Origin of the sequence: Lysobacter silvisoli (genome assembly GCF_003382365.1) — a bacterium.
GTDB lineage: Bacteria > Pseudomonadota > Gammaproteobacteria > Xanthomonadales > Xanthomonadaceae > Lysobacter > Lysobacter silvisoli.
This window is the reverse complement of the sequence record NZ_QTSU01000003.1, coordinates 474,031-494,746: the sequence shown is the minus strand read 5'-3', so window position 1 is coordinate 494,746 and position 20,716 is coordinate 474,031. Positions and strand designations below refer to the sequence as shown.

The window sequence follows — 20,716 nt, the reverse complement described above, 5'->3', positions numbered from 1 at the left end:
ACCAGGCTGAGGCCGGGCCACTAGTTTGGCGCGATCAGGCGACGTGGGATGTCGGCGCGGCCGGGCCGACCTGGCGGATCAGTTCCTGCAGCGGGCAGGGCTCGTGGATGGCATAGCCCTGGGCGGCATCCACGCCGATGTCGCGCAGGCGCTGCAGCACGGCGGGCGTCTCGGCCCATTCGGCCACGGTGCGCTTGCCCTGCGAACGCGCGACCTCGGTGATCGCGCGGACCACGGCGTAGTCCAGGTCGTTGCGATCGATGTCGCGCACGAACAGGCCGTCGATCTTGAGGATGTCCACCGGCAGGCTCTTGAGATAGGCGAACGACGACAGGCCGCTGCCGAAATCGTCCAGCGCCACCAGGCAACCGTGCGCATGCACGGTCTCGATGAAGGCGCGCGCTTGCGACAGCCGGTCGATGGACGCGGTCTCGGTCAGCTCGAAGCACAGCTTGCGGGCCACCTCGGGGTTGGCCGTCAGCAGCGCTTCGGCGCGCCGGCAGAAGTCGCGCGACGCCGCCGACTGGCCAGACACGTTCACGTGGCACAGCTCCAGCTGGTTCAGGTGCGCGCGGTTGCGCGACAAGGCCTGCACCGTTAGCGTCAGCACCTGCAGGTCGATCATGCTGGCCTGGCCGTAACGCTCGGCCGCCGGCAGGAACGCGCCGGGCTGGCACAGGTTGCCGTTGTGGTCGCGCAGGCGAACTAGGATCTCGTACTGCAGTCCGCCCGCGGCCGGATCCAAGGGCACGATGCGCTGCGCGTACAGCTGCAGGCGGTCTTCGGCGATCGCCGACCGGGTCTGGTCGATCCAGTGCATCTCGCGGTGGCGCTGGGCGACCTCGGCGTCGCTTTCGGCATAGACCTGGATGCTGTTGCGGCCGCCGTCCTTGGCCAGGTAGCAGGCGGTGTCGGCCGCGCGCAGCAGCCAGGCCACGGTCGGGCTTTCGGCGTTGATCTCGACCAGGCCGATGCTCGCGGTCAGGGCGAAATGGTGGCCCTCCCACAGCAGGCAGGTATCGGCCAGGATCTGGTTCATGCGGCCGGCGAGCGCGGTCGCGGCGTCGACCGGCGTGTCGTGCAGCAGCACCGCGAACTCGTCGCCACCCAGGCGGCCCATCCAATCCTGCGGACGCAGATGGCCGGGCAGGGTCGTCGCGATCAGCCGCAGCACTTCGTCGCCGGCGGCGTGGCTGCAGGTGTCGTTGATGAGCTTGAACTGATCCAGATCGAGGAAGCACAGGGTGTGGCGGCGCCCGTCGGCGTGCGCCTGCGCGAGCAGACCGTCCAGGCGTTGCTCGATCTCGCGCCGGTTGATCAGGCCGGTGAGGCCGTCGTGACTGGCCTGGAAGGTCAGGATCTGGGTCAGGTCGCGCGCCTCGGACACGTCCTCGACGATGAGGAAGATGCGGCCGTCGCCATGCTCCACCTGTACGTTGGAGGTGGTGATGCGGCCCCAGAACTGGCTGCCGTCGGCGCGGCGCACGCGGTGTTCCACCGGCGCGGTGGCGTTCATCCAGCTGTCGTCGGCCGCGCCGCCGTCGTTGAGATGGTCGCTGAAGCGCGTGCCCACCAGGTACTCGGCGGAATGGCCCAGCATCGCCGCCAGTTCCTCGTTGGCGGCCAGCACCAGTCCATCGGTGTTGAGCTTGACCATGCCCACGCTGGCCTGCTGGAAGGCGGCGCGGAAGCGGCTCTCGGTGGCGCGGATGCGGCGCAGCGACGAGTAGTAGGCGAGCACCGCGAGCGCGGCGATGACCACGAACAGCACGCCGCTGACCAGCAGCAGCATCACCCGCACCTGCGCGACGCCGTCGAGCAGGGTGTCGGCGAAGCGCCGCTCCATCGGCTGCAGAGTTCGGCCGATGCGGTCCAATTCCGCGCGCACCTGCGGTCCGGCGGCGCCGGCGCCCGGCTGGCGCCAGTGCGCTTCCAGCTGATCGGCGATGGCCTGCAGCCGGAAGATGTGCGGTTCGGCCTCGCGCCAGATCGCGACCGCGTCGGCGAAGAACGGCGCCTTGGAAAAATTGCGGTACACCCAGATCAGACGCGGGATATCCGCCTCGGCGTTGCGGCCGGCGCGAAAGCCCTGCGCGGCCGCCTGCAGGTCCGGCGGGCTGCGCTCCAGCGCCAGTCGTCCGGCGCGATCGCCCATGGGCACTTCCAGCGCCTTGCGCGCCAACGCCAGTTCGCGCGGATCGCCGCGCGCCGCGTAGCGGTCCAGGTGGTAGACGATTTCCAGCCGCGCCCGCGACCAATGGCCCTCGCCGACCAGATAGGCGGTGGCGCCGGCCTGGATCTCGATCACGGCGGCGGAAATCACCGTGGCCAGCCCCGCGGCGAACACCAGGGCGACAAAACCCAGCCAGACGCGCCATGGCGCCTTCTTGCTGCCGGGCGTCGCGTACCAGTTCGCGCTACGCGCCGCAGCGACATCCCTGTGCTGCATGTCCAGCCCCCAGAGCGTGGCATGTAGGCACAGAATGTACGCCCTTACCGGCGAATCTCAACTGGCCGCCGCGGCCCCCCGCCGCGACTGGCCCCCCGGCGGCCACCCGGCGCCGGGAGCCCAGAAGACAGCGGCTACAGCGACATCCCCGCCTCGATTTCCGCAGTCTTGATCCGCGCCAGCGCCAGGCTGGACTTGGCCTTGTCCAGCACCAGGTAGATGAAGACGCCCGAGCGCTCGGCCATGGGCCGGATCACGTGGTACTGCTTGCCCAGGGTGATCAGGATGTCCTCGATGTTGTCCTTGAGGCCCAGCGATTTCATCGTCTTGAGTTTGGCGCGCACCACTTCGGTGTTGCCGGCGCCGGCGACGTCCAGGTCCACGCCGCCGCCGGCCTTGCCCAGCACCATGCCGCTGTTGGAATCCACCACCGCGGCGGCGGCCGCGCCGTCGATCTGCATCAGTTCTTCCAGCGATTGCGTCAGATTGCCCATGGCCCCTACTCCTCCCTTTCGCACCGGACAGTGGACGGCGGCGGACCCGATGCGACGTCCGCGGCCGTTATGCGGATCAGGTCGTCAGGCGCTGCCCCAGGGTGCGCGCGGTGTCGCGCGCGGCGTACAGCACCGAGCCCAGGCTGGCCGCGTCGCTGCACAGCACGCTCATCAGCAGTTCGCGGCCTGAAGCCGGAATGCGCAGGGTCACCACCGCGCCGGCCTCGGTTTCGACGATGACGTTGCGGCAACCGTTCATGCCCAGCTCCAGCGCCACCGCTTCGCTCAGCGCGAGCAGCGAACTCACCATCGCCGCCAGGCGCTCGCCGGCCACGCCCTCGCGCAGCACCGCGGCGACCTCGAAACCGTCGCCGGTGACCACCGCCGCCGAGTCCACGCCCAGGGTCTGGGTCACCAGCGCTTCCAGCACGTCGCGACAGGGCGAATGCAGATCGTGCGCGCTCATGCGACGGCCCCCGCGTGCGCACGCGCGGCGGCCTTGGCTTCGACCATGGCGATCAGCGCGCCCAGCATGGTGCGCACCTGCGCGGCGTTGCGCGCATCCACCGAGAACACCGGCAGCACCCGGCCCAGCCGTCCCAGGCGCGCGTGGTAGGCCTCCATCGGCGGCGTGCCGCCCTGGTCGCGACGGGTCACGCCGACCACCAGCGCACTGCGCGCGCCCAACGTGTCGAAGTGATGCAGATAGCGCTCCAGATCGGACAAGGGGTCGGTGGCGCCGTTGTCGATCAGCAGCATCATGCCCAGCGAGCGCTTTTCCAGGATGCGCCACATGAAATCGAAGCGGTCCTGCCCCGGCACGCCGTAGAGCCGCACCTTGTCGCCGTCGCCCAGCGAGATCTCGCCGTAATCCAGCGCCACCGTGGTGGTGGCCTTGGCATGGCGCGCCTGATCGGTGTTGACCGCCTCGGTGAGCACCACCGGTATTTCGCTGAGCGCGGCGATGGCGGTGGTCTTGCCGGCGCCCATGGGGCCGGCCACCAGCACGATGTATTCGCGGGGCATCGGACTCTCCCTATTTCAGCCAGCGCCGCCACAGGCGATCGAACAGACCGCCTGTGGGTTTGCTTGGGGTGGGCGCGGGCGGCGGCGGTTCGGCGGCCGCCGCTTCCAATACGCCGCACAACTCGCAGGCGTGCAGGAAATGGTCGGCTTCGGTGTCGCTCAGGCCGGTGGCGGCGGCCAGTTCGCGCGCATCCATCGCCGTGGCTGCCAGCACGGCGCAGGCCTGCAGATGGCGGGGCTCGTGCGGCAGGCGCGCGAAGTCCGGCCACTGGCGCAGGCGATGGCGCTCCTGCCGCGTCGCCTGTTCGCGCGGCGTCATCAGCCCGATCGGCCACAGCAATTCGTCCAGCGGCGAGCCGTGATCGCGCTCGGCGCTCAGTTCCGGCGAGTCCGGCGCGATCGCGGTGAGCACGAAGCGCTTGGATTCCAGCGCCTTGCCCAACTGTTCCTGGGCGAAGTCCATGCAGTACATGCGGCTGCGCGTGCACAGATAGACCGTGCCATGACCCAGCACGCGCACGCGCAAGGTGTGATCGACCGGGCGCGCCAGCAGACGCGCCAGCGACGAGGCCAGGGTCTTGTCGTCTTCCGGCGCTTCGGCCGGGGCCGCGAGCCGCTCGCGCTGCAAGCGGTCGATCGCGCCGTCCAACAGTTCCAGCACCGCCATCACCCGGAACGGCACCGCCAACGTCAACGCCTCCGGCGGTGCCGCCGCTTCGTGTTCGCGCAGCAGCAGGCCCGACACGCCGGCGTGCACGCCGGGGCGGCGCAAGGCGCGCGTGTGCAGGTACAGGTCGGTCTCCGTGCCTTCGGCCCAGGCCCAGCCGCGCAGGGACTTGGGGCCCACCACCTTCAGGATCGCATCCAGCGTCGCGCGTTCGTCGGGCTCCAGGCCGTCGACGAGCAGGCGCAAGGGCACGGCGTCGCGCTCGTGCGCCACGGCGTGGGGCGCGGGTTCGAAAAGAGCGTCTGTGTTCATCGGCGCGCAAGCCCTCGTATCGCTGCTGCGATCGGCGGGTGCGGGGCCGAATGGAACGGATGAGCTGCCGGGTCGGGGCAGTCGCTGCGGCCGGGGCGCGCTTGCGGGGCGCCGGGGCTGGTACAGACGCTAAAACCAATCGCGAGGGCTTGTCAACTCAGTGCAAGGCCGAGCCCGTCGCTAATCCGAACGGTCCCCGCCCAACGCCGAGGCCGCCAGAGCGTCGGCCGCGAACACGATGCCTTCGGCCAGGTCGGTCATTTTGCGCCGCTGCGAACGGGCGGTGTCGCGCAGGCGCAGCTCGGCTTCGCTGCGCGACCAGCGATGCCGCTCCATCAGGATGCCGATCGCCACGCTGATCCCGCGCTGCTGGTCCAGCGCCTGCTCCAGCTGACGGCCGGTGCTGCGCAGACGGCTGAGATCGGCGGCGCGTTTCAGCGCCGCCTCCACCGCCGGAATGATCTGCGGTATGTCGATCGGCTTGACCAGGAAGCCCACCGCGCCCAGTTCGGTGGCTTCCTCCACCGTGGCCTCGTCGCCGTAGGCCGACAGGAACATGAAGGGAATGCCGTCGCGCGCCAGCAGTTCGCGCGCGAGTTCGAAGCCGCCACGTTCGCCCATGCGTATGTCCAGCAAGGCCAGATCCGGGCGCGCGGCGTCGAGCAGCGCGATCGCTTCGTCCACCGATTGCGCGGATTCGACCCGATAGCCCGCGGCCTGCAAGCCGCGGCAGATCGTCGCCAGCACCAATCGGTCGTCGTCGACCACCAGCAAGCGGTGTGCGCCGTTCATGCGATCGCCTCCTCATCCTGGGGGGTGGCGCTGAGTACATCGGGTGCGTGCAGGACCAGCGTGGCCACCACGCGCCGCCCTTCCTCGGCCAGCGCGATGCTGGCGCCGCGCCGCGGCAACAGCGAGCGGATCAGGCCCAGGCCGTTGCCGAGGTTGGCGCCCGCGCCGAAGTCGAAGTTCGCCGGCAGGAACCCGGGATTGCTCACCAGGATCTGCGCGCGCTGCGCCTGCGCGACCGCATCGATGGCGACGATGCCGTTGGCGCCGGAACGCGAGCGGTGCTTGGCCGCGTTCATGATGAGCTCGTTCAGCACCATCGCCACCGGCACGGACTCCTCTTCGTTGACGCTGAAACGCTCCAGCACCACGCACCGTTCCGACACCGTGATCGGTACATGCATGATGCCGGAGATCGACGCGGCCACCCGCACGATCAGCATGCGCAGGTCGATCCGCCCGTCCTTGGCTTCGCCATGCAACCCGTGCACCGCGGCGATCGCCGAGACCTGGGCGGAGGCGGCTTCCAGCAGCGGTTTGAGCAAGGGCTTGTCGGACAGATGCTGGCGCAGCAAGCCGGCCACGCCCTGCAGGCTGTTCTTGATCCGGTGATGCACCTCGCGCACCAGGGCGTCGCGCTGCGCGCGCGCAACCTCGGCGGCGCGCGCGTTGGCTGCGCTGGAGTGCACATCCTCGATAGCCACGACGACCAGGCCGTCGGCCTCGGTGGCCATCCAGACCATGGCATCGACCGCGCCGTTGGCACCGCGCAGCTGCAGGCGCGCGCCGGACCGGGCCCTGTCCGCCTCGACCTCCGTCCAGCGCAAGGCCTCCAGCTCCGCCGGCAATGCCTGACCCAGCATCAGCGTCGCATCCACGCCGAACAGCCGCTCGGCGGCGGTGCTCCACAGCACCACGCCCGATCGCGGCGCCCAGGCGACGAAGGCCACCGGCATCGGCGCCGACAAGGCGCCCAGGACCGCGGCCAGCCGCCGCGACTGCCTGCCGCGCTCATGGCGCCGCCCCGCGTACCAGGCCAGCAGCGAGAGCGAGAGACCGGCGAAGATCAGCGCTAGCGCCCAGGAGTCCATGCCTGTCCAGCGGTCGGTGATGGGGGCAGCTTAGCGAGGCGCGCGGGGGCGGGCCAGTGGGTGTTTGCGCCGCAGGTCGGGCTTTGCCGCTAAGGCACCCGGCGCGGTGGCAGGGCTCCACCGGAGCCACCTGCAAGCCGGATAGCATCGAGCGAATGAACGGCCTGCTCCAGCTGCGTCATGGATGGCAGGTCTTGATCCTCGTAGCTATCCGAAATGCCTATCAGGTCGAGCAATTCCGAGCGCGGTACGCCCAACTTCTGTGCCACATGCAGAGCGCAAGAACGAACGTGCGACACCCGATGACTAATCGGGATGCTCTCATCTAGCGCCAGCCTTCGATGGCTCGAGTAGGACATGCTCCGACTACCGTTTGAAGTCCGTGCGCTGCTCAAGCTGGTAAATGGCGTCCTGCACATCCTCCAGCTTGGCCGACAGAGCGGCCTGGGCGTCGTACAAGCCGCGGTTGTAGTAGTACGCGCCCAGTTCGCTGGAGATGAAGTCCAGCAGGAACTCCGCATCGAATTGGCCGATGGGTTGCTTGAGCTCTTCGCTGAAGTAAAGCTGGAGCTTGCGGACGAGGATGGATTTTTCGTCTTTGCTGAAATCGATGGTGGGCATGGTGTCTACTCGACCCAGGTCTTGAATGGAACGCTGCTGAATACGAAGCGGCGAATGGGCGAACGCAAGGGAATCAGCGCTCGCAGGAAATGAGTTTGGACGGCCGTACCTGCTCGACGCTTACCAGCCGCGCCTGGTACCGCCAGTCTTCCCCGCCGACCTGGCCCAGGTTGAGCCAAAAATCCGTCGCGGTGACGCTCGCCTCGCCTTCGAATCCGCAGACATGCGAGTAGCCGACTTTCTGGAAGGCCTCCCTGGCGCCGAGCAGATCGATCGCTTCCGAGGTGTTGGCGAAGCAGAGCCTCGCGCCGGCCTTCCAATGGGGCAGGCGCTTTGCGGAGCCGGGCGACGGAAGCAAGCAGAGCTGGCCGTCGCCCAGGAGCTGGTAGGTGCCGGTCAGGCTAAGCGGGCCACCGATGGGACCGCGGCTAGCGCAACCGGTCAGGATGAGAGCCGCCAACACTAGAGCAAGTTTCATCGCGCCACTCCTGGGTCTGGCCCTCCGGCGATTCGGGTCAGTGTCCGTAACTGATGACGCGGGTGATCACCCAGCGTTCGCCCTGGCGTTTCCACAGATGGACGAAGCGCGGCTGCGCGGCCAGTTCGTCCGCCTCGCCGTCGGCCACGATCCAGAAGCGGTGCGCGCCCAGTTGGACCGCACCGTAGCCCTGGATCGGATGCACCTCCACCGCTGATGCGTCCAGTTCGCGGCGCAGGTTCGACTTGCCGTCCTTGCAGCGTCCGTCGAAGGACTGGACCAGTTCGTCCACGCCGACGGACACGTCGTCGTTGTCCTGGTAGAACTCCACCGCCGGGTCGAAATACTTGCGGAACTCGGCGACGTCGCAAGCGTTGAACGCGGCGAAGACAGCCTGGTCCTGGGCCAGCACGAGCTGTTCGAGCGACGGCGCGGGTGTGGCCGGCTCGGCGGCCGTGGCTGGACCCAAGGCGAACAGGGCGAGAGCGAGCGCGTACTTCATCGAAACTCCAGGTGGCCGGTGCTTAGGGTTCTGATCGGCGGTGGCGCTGAGCACGGAAGCATCACGGCCCGTAGTCGCGCTGCAAGCCTGCGCGCCATTCAAGCAGATCGGCGAACTCCGCGGCCAGCGCGGCGTGATGCCAGCAGGCGCGATGCGCCGGACCGAGAACGGCGGGGCCGGATTGCGGCACCACCGCCTCCAGCAACACCGACAGGCTGATGTCGGCGTAGCTGAAGCGATCCAGCACGAAGCCGGTGCCGGACTGCGCCAGCGCCGAACGCACCGCGAGCAACGCGTCGCGATGGGCGTCGGCGAAGGCGAGTGCGGCGTATTTGCGGTCCAGGCGGCCGGCCACGTTGCGGGCGACGGGCCGCAGCAGGAAGCGCGCCCCGGCCGGCAGGAACGGCACCGCTTCGTCCAGGGTGCGGTCGTCGGCGAGCACCGCGCGGACCACGCGCGTGCGCGCGGCCGCCAGGCCGTGTTCGCTGATTTGGTCCCAGGGCTGGATCTGATCGAAGGCTCCTAGGCATTCCTCGCCCGCCTGCTGCCCGGCGTACTGCGCGATTTCCCAGGAACCCAGCAGCGCGCGACCGGGCGTGAGCATCACCGGCACCGATACCGGCTGGCGCCAGCGGCCCAGCTTCCAACGCAGCCACGGCTCGCTCAGGCCGGGCGTGTATTCGCGATAGGCGTAGGCGACGCCGCAGCGATCCAAGGCCCAGCGCGCCTTGATCGTCCACGGCGAGAAGGCCTCGCCTACCAGCAGGTTCACGCGGCCGCCTGGGCCCGGCGCCGCGCGGCGCGCCGACCGTACAGCACCACCATCGCCGCCGGGATGTACATGAGCATGCCGTACATCAGCGCCGGCACCGCGATCTGTTCGGACTTCATCAGGGTCAGCGCGATCAGTGCGGCCAGGGTGGCGTTCTGCACGCCGACTTCGATGCCGACGGTCAGCGCGTCGGGCAGGTCCAAGCGTAGCCAGCGGCCCAGGAGCACGCCGCCAGCGGTGGCGCCGCAGGCAAGCACGAAGGCCGGCAGGCCGACGCCGCGCAACAGCGCGGGCAGCTGCGCCCATTGCTGCACGACCAGGGCGATGATGATGGCCAGCAGCACCAGCACGGCGAACACGCCGGTCCACTTTTCGATCTTGAGCGCCGCGCGCGGCGCAAGGCGGCGCACGGCCATGCCGACCAGGATCGGGATCAACACCAGCACCGCCAGGTGCAGCGCGGTGCTGCGGAACGGCACGCTGAGATCGGCACGCTCGCCGGCGAACACGTGCAGGGCCAGATTCACCAGCAGCGGCACGCTGATGAAGGTGATCAGGCCGCTGATCACGGTCAGGCTGACGGCCAGGGCGACGTTGCCGCGGCTGAGGTAGGTCAGCGCATTGGACGAGGAACCGCTGGGGCAGGCGGCCACCAGCACCAGGCCGACCGCGTATTCGGCCGGCAAGGAAAAGGCCCAGGCGACGAAGAAGCCCAGCGCGGGCAGCCAGAGGTAATGACCGAGCACGCCCACCAGCACCGGCTTGGGCCGCTCGCCTATGCGCAGGAAATCCGCGGGCGTCAGCGACATGCCGATGCCGGTCATGATCAAGGCGATCGCGATCGGCAACAGCACCTGCAATAACTGGCTGTCCTGCATACCTGCTTACCCCTGCACGTGATGGTGGGCCCGCCGTTCGATTGACGCCCGAACCGGGGCCCTAGGTCAACTGTCGGCGCTCGCGATGACCGCGGCCTCGTCTTTGCGTTCGAGCAAGTGCGCGTCGACGATGCGCGCCAGCTGCTCGGCGTAGCGCAGGTTGAGCATGAGCGCGTGGTCGCAGGCCAGGTCGTGGACCTGCAGCGGGCCGCGCACGTACGGCGTCCAATACTCGGTGGAGTGCGGTGCGGGTCCGCGCGGCGGCGCGGCCCGCACCAGCAGCAGGCCGCAGCGCAGCGGCGCGGGCCGGTAGCGGTCGGCGATGGCGAAGGTGTTGGCGCCGGTGTCGGGGTCGAACAGGATCGGAGAGATGTCGTAGTAACCGTCTTCGATTTCGGCGATCACGCGCGGCGGTGCCGCGGGCGCGCTTTCGTCCGCTTCAGGCTCCGCCGCGCCGTCGGTTTCCAGCTCGGGCACCAGCGCCGGTTCGGACTCGGCTTCGAACTGGCCGGGGAAGAAATCGACCACGCACAGCAGCGACACGGTCTCGCCCAGCGCTTCCAGTTGCGCGGCCACGGCGCTGGCGGTGGCGCCGCCCAGGCACCAGCCCAACAACCGGTACGGGCCCTGCGGTTGCAGCGCGCGGATCTCGCGCACGTAGTCCTGGGCCATGGCCTCGACCGAGGCGGGCAGGTAGCCGGGCTCGCGCAGGCTGCGCGCCTGCAGGCCATAGACGGCATAGTCGCCGCTCAGGTGCCGCGCCAGGCGACGGTAAGGCCAGCTCAGGCCGCTGCCCGGGTGGAAGCAGAACAGGGCCGGATGCGCGCCTTCGCGGATGCGCAGCACCGGCACCAGCAGCGACGGCGGAATCTCGCACTGGATGCGCGCGTCGCTGTCGTCCTGGCCGGCCACGGCGCTCAGGCGCTCGGGACTGCGGTGCTGCAGCACCTGCCGCGCCGAGATCGCCACGCCTTCGCGCATCGCCAGTGCCGCCACCCGCACCGCGCTGAGGCTGTCGCCGCCCAGGGCGATGAAGTCGTCGTCGCGGCCGATGGCGCCGGCGTCCAGGCTGAGCACGGCGGCGTAGACGTCGGCCAGGATGCGCTCCTGCGGCGACCACTGGGTTTGCGCATCGGGCTCGGCGGCAGCCGCTTGCGGCAGCGGCAGCGCGGCCAGGTCGACCTTGCCGTTGGCGGTCAGCGGCAACCGCGGCAGCACCATCCACGCCGACGGATGCATGTAATCGGGCAGGTGCGCGGCCAGCGCCGCGGCGGTGGCGCGCAGCCAGCCGGCATCGTCGTCGCGCGCATCCTCACGCGCCAGGTAGGCGGCCAGCCGTTTGTGGCCCGGCCGGTCCTCGAGCACGCGCACCGCTGCCTGGGCCACGCGCGGCAGTTGCGCCAGGCGCGTTTCGATCTCGCCCAGCTCGACGCGGAAGCCGCGCAGCTTGATCTGGCGGTCGGCGCGGCCGACGAAGCACAGCAGGCCGTCGGCACGCTGCCGCACCAGATCGCCGCTGCGATAGAGCCGCTGGCCCGGTGCGCCGAACTGGTCGGGCACGAAGCGCTGGGCGGTCAGCTCGGGCCGGTGCAGATAGCCGCGGGCGACGCCGGCGCCGCCGATCCACAGTTCGCCGACCGTGCCGAGGGGCACGGCCTGCCTGTGTTCGTCGAGCACCCGCAGGTAGGCGCCATCCAAGGGCGCGCCGATCGGCACTTCGTCCTCGTCGCTGCGCAACGCGGGCAGCTCGCACAGGGTGGCGAAGGTAGTGGTCTCGGTGGGACCGTAGCCGTTGACCACGCGCACGCCCGGGCATTGCGCCTGCACCCGGCGCACCGCCGCGGCCGAGACCGCATCGCCGCCGGCGATCACCTGGCGCAGGCCCGCAAAACAGGCGGCGGCGTCCGCGGCCAGCGCGTGGAACAGGCCCGCGGTCAGCCACAGATCGGTGACGCCCCGCTCGGCGATGAGACGCCGCAGCGCGCCGGCATCCAGCGCGCCGGGCGGCGCCGCCACCACGGCGGCGCCGTTGAGCAGCGGCGTCCACAGCTCGTAGGTGGACGCGTCGAACGCGGGCGAGGAATGCAGCAGCACGCGTGCATCGGCCGCCTCGCGCCAACGAGGGTGGCGGGCGAAGGCGGCGATGTTGCCGGCGGTGGTGCAGATGCCCTTGGGCTCACCGGTGGAACCGGAGGTGTACATCACGTAGGCCAGCTGCGCGGGGTCGTCCTCGCGCGGCGGCGGCGCGGTGGCGGCGGGCAGCGATTCGTCCGCATCGACTGCGAGCAGCTGCAGGCCGTGAGCGAACGCGGGCGGCGCCACGCCACGCTCATGCAGCAGCACCCGAGCGCCGGTCTCCTCGAGCATGCGACGCTGCTGCTCCGTGGCCGCGCCCACGTACAACGGCAGATACGCCGCGCCGGCCTTGGCCACCGCCAGCAGCGCGATCGGCAGCGCCAGCGAGCGCTCCATCCATACCGCGATCACGTCCTCGCGGCCAAGGCCTAGCGCGTGCAGCCGCTGCGCCAACGCATTGGCGCGCATGTCGAGTTCGCGATAGTCCAGGCTGCGGTCGCCGGCGACCAAGGCCGTGCGCGTGGGCGTCAGCGCCGCCTGAAGTTCGAACCCCGCCGCAGGCGTCGCGAATTCCGTGCCCGCCGCCGTCCGCTGCCGACCGTCCATGCCGCTCCCCGCGCAGTCCTTGCGACTGCCCACGATGGTAGCGGCAAAACGGAGCGCCCTCTAGCGGGCACCGGGCCTGCGGCTCAGGCCGGCGCGCGGTCGGCCACGCCGCTCACGCCGGCGTGCTTGGCGCAGTGCGCGCAGCAGTAGAACGCGTTGCCGCTTTCCATGCCGTGGCCGATGATCGCGCAATGGCAGTGCGCGCAGCGCGGCGCCATCGCGTGGATCGCGCATTCGAAGGAATCGTAGGTGCCGCTGCGGCTGCCTTGTTCGACGCGGAACGCCTTGTCGTAGTCGTTGCCGCATACGTCGCAGATCGCCATGCCGTACTCCCGGTATCGCCTCGAGGCGGGCATGGGCCAGCCTAGGCGGCACCGGGTTAAGGCCATCGCGTCGTGGCGTTAGCGCGATGTGTACGGCCCGGCCTTACGACTTGCGCGGCGGCGGCGTGGGCCGGACCTTGACCTTGGCGCCCTCGCTGAGCAGCGAATTGGGCGCGCGCACCACGGTGTCGCCCGCGGCCAGGCCGGAGACGATCTCGATCTCGCCGCCCAGGTTGCGGCCCAGCGCCACGCTGCGGAATTCCAGGGTCGAATCCTGGCGCAGCGCGGCCACGCGCGGACCGGCGCCGCCCTGCAGCACCGCCGACACCGGCACCCGCACCGCCGGCGCGGTGCGCGGCACCTGCAGCCGCACTTCGCCGACCATGCCGGCCGGAATGCGGCCTTCGGGGTTGGGCAGGCGCAGTTCCACGCGCATCGCGCCCAGGTCGCGCGACAGGCTCTGCGCGCTGCGCGCGACTTCGGCCTTGAACGTCTCGCCGGGCAATTCGGGGAAGCGCACTTCGGCCTGCAGGCCGGGGCGCACCTGCAAGGCCGCGCTCTGCGGCACGTCGATCACGATGCGCAGCGGGTCCAGCGCGTTGAGTTCGAACATCGGCAGGGCGGAGGCGGCCGAGTCGGCCACCACGCGATCGCCGCGCTCGATGTTGCGCGCCGCGACCACGCCGGCGAACGGCGCGCGCACGCTCTGGAAGCCGCTGCGCTCGCGCGCGCTGGTCAGGCGCGCCTGCGCGGCCGCGCGCGCCGCGGCGGCGGCATCGCGGTTGGCCTTGCGGTCGCTGTACATCTCCTTGGAGATCGCGCCGGAACCCACCAGCACCTGGGCGCGGTCGAAGTTGACCTTGGCCAGCTCCTGGTCGGCGCTGGCCTGGCCCAGGTCGGCCTCGGCCTCGCGCACGGCTTGTTCGACTTCGGGCGCGGAGATGACGGCCAGGACTTGGCCGGCTTCGACCTTGTCGCCCAGATCCACGCGGCGGTCGCGGACGAAGCCGGTGGCGCGGGCGTAGATCTGCGCCGATTCGCCGGCTAAGGCGCGCGCGGGCAGGCGTAGTTCCAGCTGCGCCTCGGCCGGCTCGGCGGCCACCGTGGTCACTTCCGGTACCGTCGCCGGTGGCGGTTCGACCGCGTCGCTGCGGCCGCAACCGGCGGCGACCGCCACGGCAATGGCCGCGGCCAGCGCGGCATAAGGCTTGAGGGAGACGGAACGCATCACAGGGCTCCTGCGCCGGCGGCGCCGGCAGCGTTGGAATCTTCGATGGGGGCGGCGGCAGCGGCATGACCGGCCGCGCGCCGTTTGCTGTGGCGGCCGAGCACGGCCAGGATCGAGGGCACCAGCACCAGGGTGGCTGGCGTGCCCAGCAGCAGGCCGCCGATCACCGCACGGCCCAGCGGCGCGTTCTGTTCGCCGCCCTCGCCCAGGCCGATGGCCATGGGCACGATGCCCAGCACCATCGCGCTGGCGGTCATCAGCACCGGGCGCAGGCGCACCGCGGCGGATTCGTAGGCGGCCAGTTCCGGATCGTGGCCTTCGGCGATCAGGCCGCGGGCGAAGCTGGTCACCAGCACGCTGTTGGCCGTGGACACGCCGATCACCATCATCACGCCCATCAAGGCCGGCACGCTCAGCGGCGTGCCGGTCACGAACAGTCCGATGGCCGCGCCGGCGATCGCCAACGGCAAGCCGGACATCGCCACCAGCGGCTGGATCCAGGACTGGAAGTTCACCACCAGCACGAGGAACACCAGCACTGCCGACATCAGCAGGCCGGCGGCCAGTTCGCTGTAGGCGCTCTGCATTTCGCCGGCCTGGCCGGCGATCTCGATGCGGTTGCCGGACTTGAGCCGGCCTTCGAGTTCGCCGGTGATTCCGCGCAGGCGGTCGTAGACCGAACCCAGGTCGGTGCCCTGCACATTGGCCAGCACGCTGATGGTCGGCGCCAGCGTGGTGCGGCCGATGCTGGCCGGCACGGTGCGCGGGGTGACCGTGGCGATGCTGCGCAACAGCACCGGCTGGCCGTTGGCGCCGATGCGCAGCGGCAGATTGAGCAGGGTGTCGATGTCGCCCAGCTGCGCCGGCGGCGCCTGCACCTGCACGGTGTAGGCGATGGCGTTGACGGTGTCGGTCCAGTACACCGGCGACACCGTGCCGGCCGAACCCAGCACCGCCAGCACCGCGCGGCTGGCCTGCTGCGCGTCCAATCCCAATTGTGCGGCGCGGGTGCGGTCGATGCGCACCTGGTATTCGGGCAGGTCCAGCACCTGGCGCAGGGCCACGTCGACCGCGCCGGGCACCTGGCGCAGGCGGGTTTCGATCTCGCGCGCCAGGGCCAGGTTGCCGGCGGTGTCGCGGCCGATCAGGCGCACCTCGAACGCGGCCGCGGCCGAGCCGGCCAGGGTGCGGCTGGTGGCGTCGGGCGGGCGCTCGAACACCTGCACCTCGGGGAATTTCTGCGCGATGCGCTCGCGGATCTGCTGCAGATACACGCGGCTGGGGCCGTGCGGCGCGCGCAGCTGCAGCATCACCTCGGCCTCGAACGAACCGACCACCGCGCTGTCGACCAGGGCCAGGTTGACCGCGTCGGGCACGCCGATCTGCTCGTACACCGTCTGCAGTTCCTGCGCCGGCACGATCTGGCGGATCTCGCGCTGGATCTGGCTGACCCGCGCCGCGGTTTCCTCCAGGCGCAGGCCCGAGGGCATGCGCACCTGCAGTCGCAACTGGCCGGCGTCGACTTGCGGGAAATACTCCCGCCCCAGCATCAGCGCGGCGGAGGCGCCCACGCCCACGGTCAGCAGCGCGGCCAGGGCCAGCACGCCGCCGTGATGGCCCAGCCGCAGCAGCAGCGCGTGGTGGCGTTCGCGCAACGCGTCCAGGCTGTGTTCGACCTTGTGGTTCACCGCCAGCAGCGCGCGTTCGAACCGCCAACGCGGCCGCGCACGGCTGTCGATGTCGGCCGGCAGCAGCAGGTAGCACAGCACCGGGATCAGGGTGCGCGAGAGCAGGAACGAGGCGGCCATGGCGAAGATCACCGCCAGGGCCAGCGGCGTGAACACCCAGGCCGACAAGCCGGTCATCAGCAGGATCGGAGTGAGCACGATGCAGATCGCCACCGTGGACACGAACTCGGGGAACACCACTTCCCTGGCGCTGTCCAGGATCGCGGTGCGCACGTCCTTGCCCAGGGCGATGTTGCGGTTGGTGTTCTCCACGTCGACCACCGCGTTGTCGACCAGGATGCCGATCGCCAGCGCCAGGCCGCCCAGGGTCATCACGTTGAAGGTGTAGCCCAGCAGATGCAGCATGGCCACCGAGGCCAGCAGCGCCAGCGGGATCGCCGACAGCACGATCAGGCTGGAGCGCCAGGAACCGATGAACACCAGCACCACCAGCGCCACCAGCAGGCCCACCAGCAGCGCTTCGTGCTGGATCGAACCGATGGCCTGATCGACGAACACCGACTGGTCGAAGATCGGCACGATGCGCATGCCCGGCGGCGCCGAGGCCTCGATTTCGGGCAGGCGCTCGCGCACGGCGCGCACCAGTTCCACCGCCGAGGCGCCGCCTAGCTTGATCAGCGCCACCGACACCGCGCTGGCGCCGTCCATGCGCGCCACGTTGGTCTGCAGCGCGGCGCCGTCGCGCACCGAGGCCACGTCGCGCACGTAGATCACGCCGCCGTTGCGCGAGGCCACCGGCAGGTCGAGGAAGTCGGCGGCGGTGGCCGGGCTGGTGTCCAGCGAAATCTGCAGTTCGCGCCCGCCCTCGCGGATCGCGCCCGAGGGCAGGGTCGGGCTGCCGCGCTCCAGCGCCGAGGTCACGTCGCTGGGCGTCAGGCCATAGGTCTGCAGCGCCGACGGATTCAGATCGACCATGATCTGCCGCGGCGCACCGCCGTAAGGCAGGGTCATGCGGATGCCGGGGATGGTCTGGATCTGCGAACGCAGCTGCAGGCGCGCGTAGTCGTACAGCTGCGCCTCGGTCATCGAATCCGAGGACAGCACCAGCTGCAGCACCGGCGTGGACGAGACGTTGTTGCGCACCACCAGCGGCGGCGAGGTGCCCGGCGGCATGCGCCGCAGGATGGTCTGCGACACCGCGGTGATCTGGCCCAGGGCGCGGTCCAGGCTGACCGTGGGCTGGAAGTCGATGCGCACGATGCTGGCGCCGTTGATCGACTCCGAGCGGACTTCCTTGAGGTCGTCGACCGTGTTCATGATCGCCACCTCGGAGAACGAGGTGAGCTTGGCGGCCATGTCCGCGGCCGGCAGGCCGCTATAGGTCCAGACCAGGTTGACCGAGGGGATGCCGACCTCGGGCAGGATGTCGGTGGGCATGCGCCGCGCCGACTGCAGACCGAACAGCAGGATCAGGATGGCAAGAACGCCGATGGTGTAGCGGCGGTTGAGCGCGTATTGGACGATCCACATCGCGACGAGTCCCGTGGGGAGGGAAACTCGGCCGGAGCGTCTTCGGCGGGGGCGCGCGGGCGCCACGCCGGGGCGGGCCCGGACGGGTCGGGGGAGAGCGGCTTATGGTCGTCTCCCCGGACCCCGTCCGGTTAGTACATTGCTGTCGAATCATTGCCCGATCCTGCAATTCGGCCGATCCGGCACGCCGAACGGCAGATTCGGTAAACATAATCCCAGCCAGCCCCCTGCCCGCTGAGAGCCATGAACACCAATACTTTCGTCGAATCGGCCGCCCGCGAGGGGTTCTGCGCGGCGCAGGCCGAGCTGGCCGAGCGGATTGCCCGATTGACCCCTAGCGACGGTGTACACGACACCGCGGTGAACTCGCTGCAGCTGATCCGCATGAGTGCGCCCACGCCCTGTCAGCCGACCCTGTACGAGCCGCGCCTGTGCATCGTCGCCCAGGGCAGCAAGGTGGCCATGCTGGCCGGCGAAACCTACCGCTACGACCCGCTCAACTACCTGGTGGTGTCGGTGACCCTGCCGATGATCGGCCAGGTCATCGAGGCCACGCCGGAACAGCCCTACCTGTGCCTGCGCCTGGACATCGATCCGGAGCAGATCGCCGCCTTGATCCTGGAAGCCGGTCCGCGTGCGCCCTCGCCCGGCCTGGACCTGGGCCTGTATGCCGCACGCGTGAACGCGCCGCTGCTGGACGCGGTGCTTCGGCTGATGCGGCTGTTGGAAACGCCGCAGGACCTGCCGGTGCTGGCGCCGATCGCGCTGCGCGAAATCCACTACCGGGTGCTGGTGGGCGATCTGGGCCATCGCCTGTGCGACCTGGCCATGGCCGACAGCCGCCCGCACCGCATTGCGCGTGCAGTCGAGTTGCTGCGCCAGCGCTATCTGTTGCCGCTGAGCATCGAGGAGCTGGCGCAGTCGGTGCATATGAGCACGTCCTCGCTGCACCACCAGTTCAAGGCGGTGACCACGATGTCGCCGCTGCAGTTCCAGAAACAGCTGCGCCTGCACGAGGCGCGGCGGCTGATGCTGATGGACGGCATCGAGGCGGTCGCCGCCGCGCACAAGGTGGGTTACGAAAGCCCGTCGCAGTTCAGCCGCGAGTACAAGCGCTTGTTCGGCGCGCCGCCGCGCTCGGAGATCGAGCTGGTGCGCAGCAACGCGCGCCTGGCCTGAGCCCGAGCGCGCGGGCCGGCTCAATCCAGGCAGACGGCCTCGACGTTGTGGCCGTCGGGGTCGATCAGGAACGCGGCGTAGTAGGTCGGGCCGTAGTCCGGGCGCGGACCGGGCGCGCCGTTGTCGCGGCCGCCCGACTTCAGCCCTGCGGCATGGAAACGGTCGACCGCGGCGCGGTCGGGCGCGCGGAAGGCGACATGGGCGGCGCCGCGCGGGGCCTGCGCGTCGGCATTGAGCCACAGCGCCGGCGCGCCTTCCGGGCCTAGGCCGGCGCCGCCTTCGTAGCGCGAGTCCAGGCGGTGGCCCAGCGCGCCCAGCGCGGCTTCGTAGAAGCGCAGGCTGGCGTCGAGGTCGCGGACCTTCAGGCCGATATGGTCGTACATGGGGAAACCTCCTTGATGGGAGGCTCAGCCTGCGCCCCAGGCGCGGATGCGTTCTTGGAGAATCTTGCGGTCGCCGCGCGCGGCGCGGCGGAACCCGCGCGGCGACACCCCGGCGGCGCGGCGGAAGGTGCGCACGAAGTTGGACAGGTCGGCGAAGCCGCTGTCGTAGGCCACCTCGGTGATCGGCCGGGTATCGTCCGCCAGCAGCGGCACCGCCCGGCGCAGGCGCGCGCGCAACAGGTACTGGTGAGGCGTAACGCCGAGCACCGACGAGAACAGGCGCAGGAAGTGGAAGGCGCTCAGGCTGCTGCGCGCGGCGGTGCGTTCCAGGTCCACCGCTTCGTGCGCGTGCGCGTCCAGCCACAGCGCCGCCTCGATCGCGCGGCCGCGGTCGCGCAGCGATGCGCGCACTTGCGAGGCATCGCGCCCGCCGATCAGGCTTAGGTAGCGCTGCGCGAACAGCAGGCCCAGTTCGTCCAGGCCCAGTTCGCTGCGCCCTTCGGCCGCGGCCTGGGCCAGTTCGCCCAGCACCATCAGTTCCGGCAGCGGCGGCAGGCCTGCGGTGGCCCAGGCCGATGCGGCGCAATGCTGGGTGCCGGTCAGTTCTTCGACCAGCTCGGGCGCGAATTGGAAGGACAGGCATTCGTCGCCGCACAGGTGGTGCTCGTGCGTGCACAGGTAGTCGTCGCCAGCGCGGCCGACCAGCACGGAACCGGCCACGAGTTCGTAGCGCCGACCGCGGGACTGGTAGCCGAAGCTGCCGCGGCGCACGTAGGCAACGGCGAAGACGCCGTGATGCTCGAGGAAGGGGCGGTCGTCCGGCCCGGCCTGGCAGCGGTAGTCCACCACGGTGAGCGGGCCTTGCAGCAGCGGGGTGACGGACATGGGGGGATGCTAGCACCGGCGGGGAGCATGGGCTTTGCCTGGCTAACGGATCGGCGATGGGCGGTTTGCTGGATGCGCGCTGCCCTCACCCCAACCCCTCTCCCGCAAGCGGGAGAGGGGCTAAAGCAGCGGCGGCGGCGTGGGATGGATTCCCTCTCCCGCTTGCGGGAGAGGGCTAGGGTGAGGGGATGAGCGCGCAGCGCGAATGCTCTTGATCCTCACGCCAACTCCGATCTCGCCATTCCAATAGAAGACCCGAAGGGCGGCGCACAGGAGGTGCGCCGTTTTCCGCTCGGGCAGGATGCCTGATCGAAAAATCCCCGTGCGCGCTTCGATCTCGCAGGGGAGCTTTGGTGAAGCGTTTTTCTTTGGTTACTTTCTTTTGACGCTTATCAAAAGAAAGTGACCCGGCCGCTTGCGGACGGAAGCTGTTGCTGTTGCTTCAACCAACACACCCAAACACCTTCGCGAGTTCGGAGCGGATCGCGGCTCACGCCGCTCCTACCCCAAGGCGCCAGAGCAGACCCCCCGCCGACCGAGGGCTTGGTCGTAACGGTGGGTTCGCGGTCGCAGCTTGCGCAGCTCCTACGCGGAGCGCGCGCGGCTCTCGTCGTAGGTGAGGGTTCGCGGTCGCGGCTCACGCCGCTCCTACCCCGAGGCGGGAGCGGGCGTGCTCTTCGCCGCAGCGGCGCGGGTGCGGCCGACTACGGATCGTCCCGCTACGGCGTTATGCAGACCG

19 protein-coding genes are annotated in these 20,716 nt (G+C 70.0%); 1 reads left to right on the top strand and 18 read right to left on the bottom strand.

The genetic code is table 11. The features are described from left to right. Window positions 1-34: 34 nt before the first annotated feature. The 16 genes from DX914_RS17220 to DX914_RS17145 all read right to left on the bottom strand — a co-directional run bounded on the left by DX914_RS17220 (window position 35) and on the right by DX914_RS17145 (window position 17,530). Window positions 35-2,449, bottom strand: a complete 2,415-nt coding sequence (locus tag DX914_RS17220) for a putative bifunctional diguanylate cyclase/phosphodiesterase (protein ID WP_115861015.1) — start codon at window positions 2,447-2,449, stop codon at window positions 35-37. Between the two features lie 134 nt (window positions 2,450-2,583). Next, complete coding sequence (locus tag DX914_RS17215) at window positions 2,584-2,943, bottom strand: hypothetical protein (RefSeq protein ID WP_115861013.1); 360 nt, start codon at window positions 2,941-2,943, stop codon at window positions 2,584-2,586. Window positions 2,944-3,019: 76 nt separating this feature from the next. Next, window positions 3,020-3,409: a roadblock/LC7 domain-containing protein gene (locus DX914_RS17210; protein WP_115861011.1), complete on the bottom strand. Its 390-nt coding sequence runs from the start codon at window positions 3,407-3,409 to the stop codon at window positions 3,020-3,022. Then, window positions 3,406-3,969 carry a GTP-binding protein gene (locus DX914_RS17205; RefSeq protein WP_115861009.1) on the bottom strand — a complete coding sequence of 188 codons (564 nt, stop codon included), beginning with the start codon at window positions 3,967-3,969 and terminating at the stop codon, window positions 3,406-3,408. Before DX914_RS17205 ends, DX914_RS17210 begins: the two co-directional genes overlap by 4 nt. Window positions 3,970-3,979: 10 nt before the next feature. Continuing rightward, the gene (locus DX914_RS17200) at window positions 3,980-4,948 is read right to left on the bottom strand and encodes a hypothetical protein (RefSeq protein WP_115861007.1); all 969 of its coding nucleotides are present in this window, start codon (window positions 4,946-4,948) and stop codon (window positions 3,980-3,982) included. A 180-nt stretch (window positions 4,949-5,128) separates the two neighbouring features. Further along, window positions 5,129-5,740, bottom strand: a complete 612-nt coding sequence (locus DX914_RS17195) for an ANTAR domain-containing response regulator (protein ID WP_115861005.1) — start codon at window positions 5,738-5,740, stop codon at window positions 5,129-5,131. Then, the gene (locus DX914_RS17190; protein WP_115861003.1) at window positions 5,737-6,828 is read right to left on the bottom strand and encodes a sensor histidine kinase; all 1,092 of its coding nucleotides are present in this window, start codon (window positions 6,826-6,828) and stop codon (window positions 5,737-5,739) included. The genes DX914_RS17195 and DX914_RS17190 overlap by 4 nt, the downstream gene beginning before the upstream one ends. Before the next feature lie 366 nt (window positions 6,829-7,194). Then, entirely contained in the window at window positions 7,195-7,449 is a 255-nt protein-coding gene (locus tag DX914_RS17185; protein WP_115861001.1) for a DUF2164 domain-containing protein, read from the bottom strand. A gap of 73 nt (window positions 7,450-7,522) precedes the next feature. After that, window positions 7,523-7,927: a hypothetical protein gene (locus tag DX914_RS17180; RefSeq protein ID WP_115860999.1), complete on the bottom strand. Its 405-nt coding sequence runs from the start codon at window positions 7,925-7,927 to the stop codon at window positions 7,523-7,525. A 37-nt stretch (window positions 7,928-7,964) separates the two neighbouring features. Next, window positions 7,965-8,429 (bottom strand): nuclear transport factor 2 family protein, encoded by a 465-nt coding sequence (locus tag DX914_RS17175; protein WP_115860997.1) that lies wholly within the window; start codon window positions 8,427-8,429, stop codon window positions 7,965-7,967. Window positions 8,430-8,490: 61 nt separating this feature from the next. Beyond that, entirely contained in the window at window positions 8,491-9,201 is a 711-nt protein-coding gene (locus DX914_RS17170; protein WP_115860995.1) for a glutathione S-transferase N-terminal domain-containing protein, read from the bottom strand. Then, window positions 9,198-10,079: a bile acid:sodium symporter family protein gene (locus tag DX914_RS17165; protein ID WP_115860993.1), complete on the bottom strand. Its 882-nt coding sequence runs from the start codon at window positions 10,077-10,079 to the stop codon at window positions 9,198-9,200. The genes DX914_RS17170 and DX914_RS17165 overlap by 4 nt, the downstream gene beginning before the upstream one ends. Before the next feature lie 66 nt (window positions 10,080-10,145). Continuing rightward, window positions 10,146-12,761 (bottom strand): amino acid adenylation domain-containing protein, encoded by a 2,616-nt coding sequence (locus DX914_RS17160; protein ID WP_115860991.1) that lies wholly within the window; start codon window positions 12,759-12,761, stop codon window positions 10,146-10,148. 83 nt (window positions 12,762-12,844) lie between these two features. After that, the gene (locus DX914_RS17155) at window positions 12,845-13,084 is read right to left on the bottom strand and encodes a hypothetical protein (RefSeq protein WP_115860989.1); all 240 of its coding nucleotides are present in this window, start codon (window positions 13,082-13,084) and stop codon (window positions 12,845-12,847) included. A gap of 103 nt (window positions 13,085-13,187) precedes the next feature. Continuing rightward, window positions 13,188-14,312 carry an efflux RND transporter periplasmic adaptor subunit gene (locus tag DX914_RS17150; protein ID WP_115860987.1) on the bottom strand — a complete coding sequence of 375 codons (1,125 nt, stop codon included), beginning with the start codon at window positions 14,310-14,312 and terminating at the stop codon, window positions 13,188-13,190. Next, window positions 14,312-17,530: an efflux RND transporter permease subunit gene (locus DX914_RS17145; protein WP_115860985.1), complete on the bottom strand. Its 3,219-nt coding sequence runs from the start codon at window positions 17,528-17,530 to the stop codon at window positions 14,312-14,314. The genes DX914_RS17150 and DX914_RS17145 overlap by 1 nt, the downstream gene beginning before the upstream one ends. Before the next feature lie 243 nt (window positions 17,531-17,773). Here DX914_RS17145 and DX914_RS17140 point away from each other — a divergent pair, with 243 nt between their 5' ends. Continuing rightward, window positions 17,774-18,709: an AraC family transcriptional regulator gene (locus tag DX914_RS17140; protein WP_115860983.1), complete on the top strand. Its 936-nt coding sequence runs from the start codon at window positions 17,774-17,776 to the stop codon at window positions 18,707-18,709. Window positions 18,710-18,729: 20 nt separating this feature from the next. Here DX914_RS17140 and DX914_RS17135 read toward each other — a convergent pair whose 3' ends face one another. Further along, window positions 18,730-19,092, bottom strand: a complete 363-nt coding sequence (locus DX914_RS17135; RefSeq protein WP_115860981.1) for a VOC family protein — start codon at window positions 19,090-19,092, stop codon at window positions 18,730-18,732. A gap of 24 nt (window positions 19,093-19,116) precedes the next feature. Next, on the bottom strand, window positions 19,117-19,977 hold the full coding sequence (locus DX914_RS17130; RefSeq protein WP_115860979.1) for an AraC family transcriptional regulator: 861 nt from the start codon (window positions 19,975-19,977) through the stop codon (window positions 19,117-19,119). Between the last annotated feature and the right edge of the window lie 739 nt (window positions 19,978-20,716).

What these genes read in the sequence shown, in the direction of transcription:
- DX914_RS17220 (WP_115861015.1), bottom strand. Translation starts at nt 2,449, where the DNA reads ATGCAGCACAGGGATGTCGCTGCGGCGCGTAGCGCGAACTGGTACGCG.
- DX914_RS17215 (WP_115861013.1), bottom strand. Translation starts at nt 2,943, where the DNA reads ATGGGCAATCTGACGCAATCGCTGGAAGAACTGATGCAGATCGACGGC.
- DX914_RS17210 (WP_115861011.1), bottom strand. Translation starts at nt 3,409, where the DNA reads ATGAGCGCGCACGATCTGCATTCGCCCTGTCGCGACGTGCTGGAAGCG.
- DX914_RS17205 (WP_115861009.1), bottom strand. Translation starts at nt 3,969, where the DNA reads ATGCCCCGCGAATACATCGTGCTGGTGGCCGGCCCCATGGGCGCCGGC.
- DX914_RS17200 (WP_115861007.1), bottom strand. Translation starts at nt 4,948, where the DNA reads ATGAACACAGACGCTCTTTTCGAACCCGCGCCCCACGCCGTGGCGCAC.
- DX914_RS17195 (WP_115861005.1), bottom strand. Translation starts at nt 5,740, where the DNA reads ATGAACGGCGCACACCGCTTGCTGGTGGTCGACGACGACCGATTGGTG.
- DX914_RS17190 (WP_115861003.1), bottom strand. Translation starts at nt 6,828, where the DNA reads ATGGACTCCTGGGCGCTAGCGCTGATCTTCGCCGGTCTCTCGCTCTCG.
- DX914_RS17185 (WP_115861001.1), bottom strand. Translation starts at nt 7,449, where the DNA reads ATGCCCACCATCGATTTCAGCAAAGACGAAAAATCCATCCTCGTCCGC.
- DX914_RS17180 (WP_115860999.1), bottom strand. Translation starts at nt 7,927, where the DNA reads ATGAAACTTGCTCTAGTGTTGGCGGCTCTCATCCTGACCGGTTGCGCT.
- DX914_RS17175 (WP_115860997.1), bottom strand. Translation starts at nt 8,429, where the DNA reads ATGAAGTACGCGCTCGCTCTCGCCCTGTTCGCCTTGGGTCCAGCCACG.
- DX914_RS17165 (WP_115860993.1), bottom strand. Translation starts at nt 10,079, where the DNA reads ATGCAGGACAGCCAGTTATTGCAGGTGCTGTTGCCGATCGCGATCGCC.
- DX914_RS17160 (WP_115860991.1), bottom strand. Translation starts at nt 12,761, where the DNA reads ATGGACGGTCGGCAGCGGACGGCGGCGGGCACGGAATTCGCGACGCCT.
- DX914_RS17155 (WP_115860989.1), bottom strand. Translation starts at nt 13,084, where the DNA reads ATGGCGATCTGCGACGTATGCGGCAACGACTACGACAAGGCGTTCCGC.
- DX914_RS17150 (WP_115860987.1), bottom strand. Translation starts at nt 14,312, where the DNA reads ATGCGTTCCGTCTCCCTCAAGCCTTATGCCGCGCTGGCCGCGGCCATT.
- DX914_RS17145 (WP_115860985.1), bottom strand. Translation starts at nt 17,530, where the DNA reads ATGTGGATCGTCCAATACGCGCTCAACCGCCGCTACACCATCGGCGTT.
- DX914_RS17140 (WP_115860983.1), top strand. Translation starts at nt 17,774, where the DNA reads ATGAACACCAATACTTTCGTCGAATCGGCCGCCCGCGAGGGGTTCTGC.
- DX914_RS17135 (WP_115860981.1), bottom strand. Translation starts at nt 19,092, where the DNA reads ATGTACGACCATATCGGCCTGAAGGTCCGCGACCTCGACGCCAGCCTG.
- DX914_RS17130 (WP_115860979.1), bottom strand. Translation starts at nt 19,977, where the DNA reads ATGTCCGTCACCCCGCTGCTGCAAGGCCCGCTCACCGTGGTGGACTAC.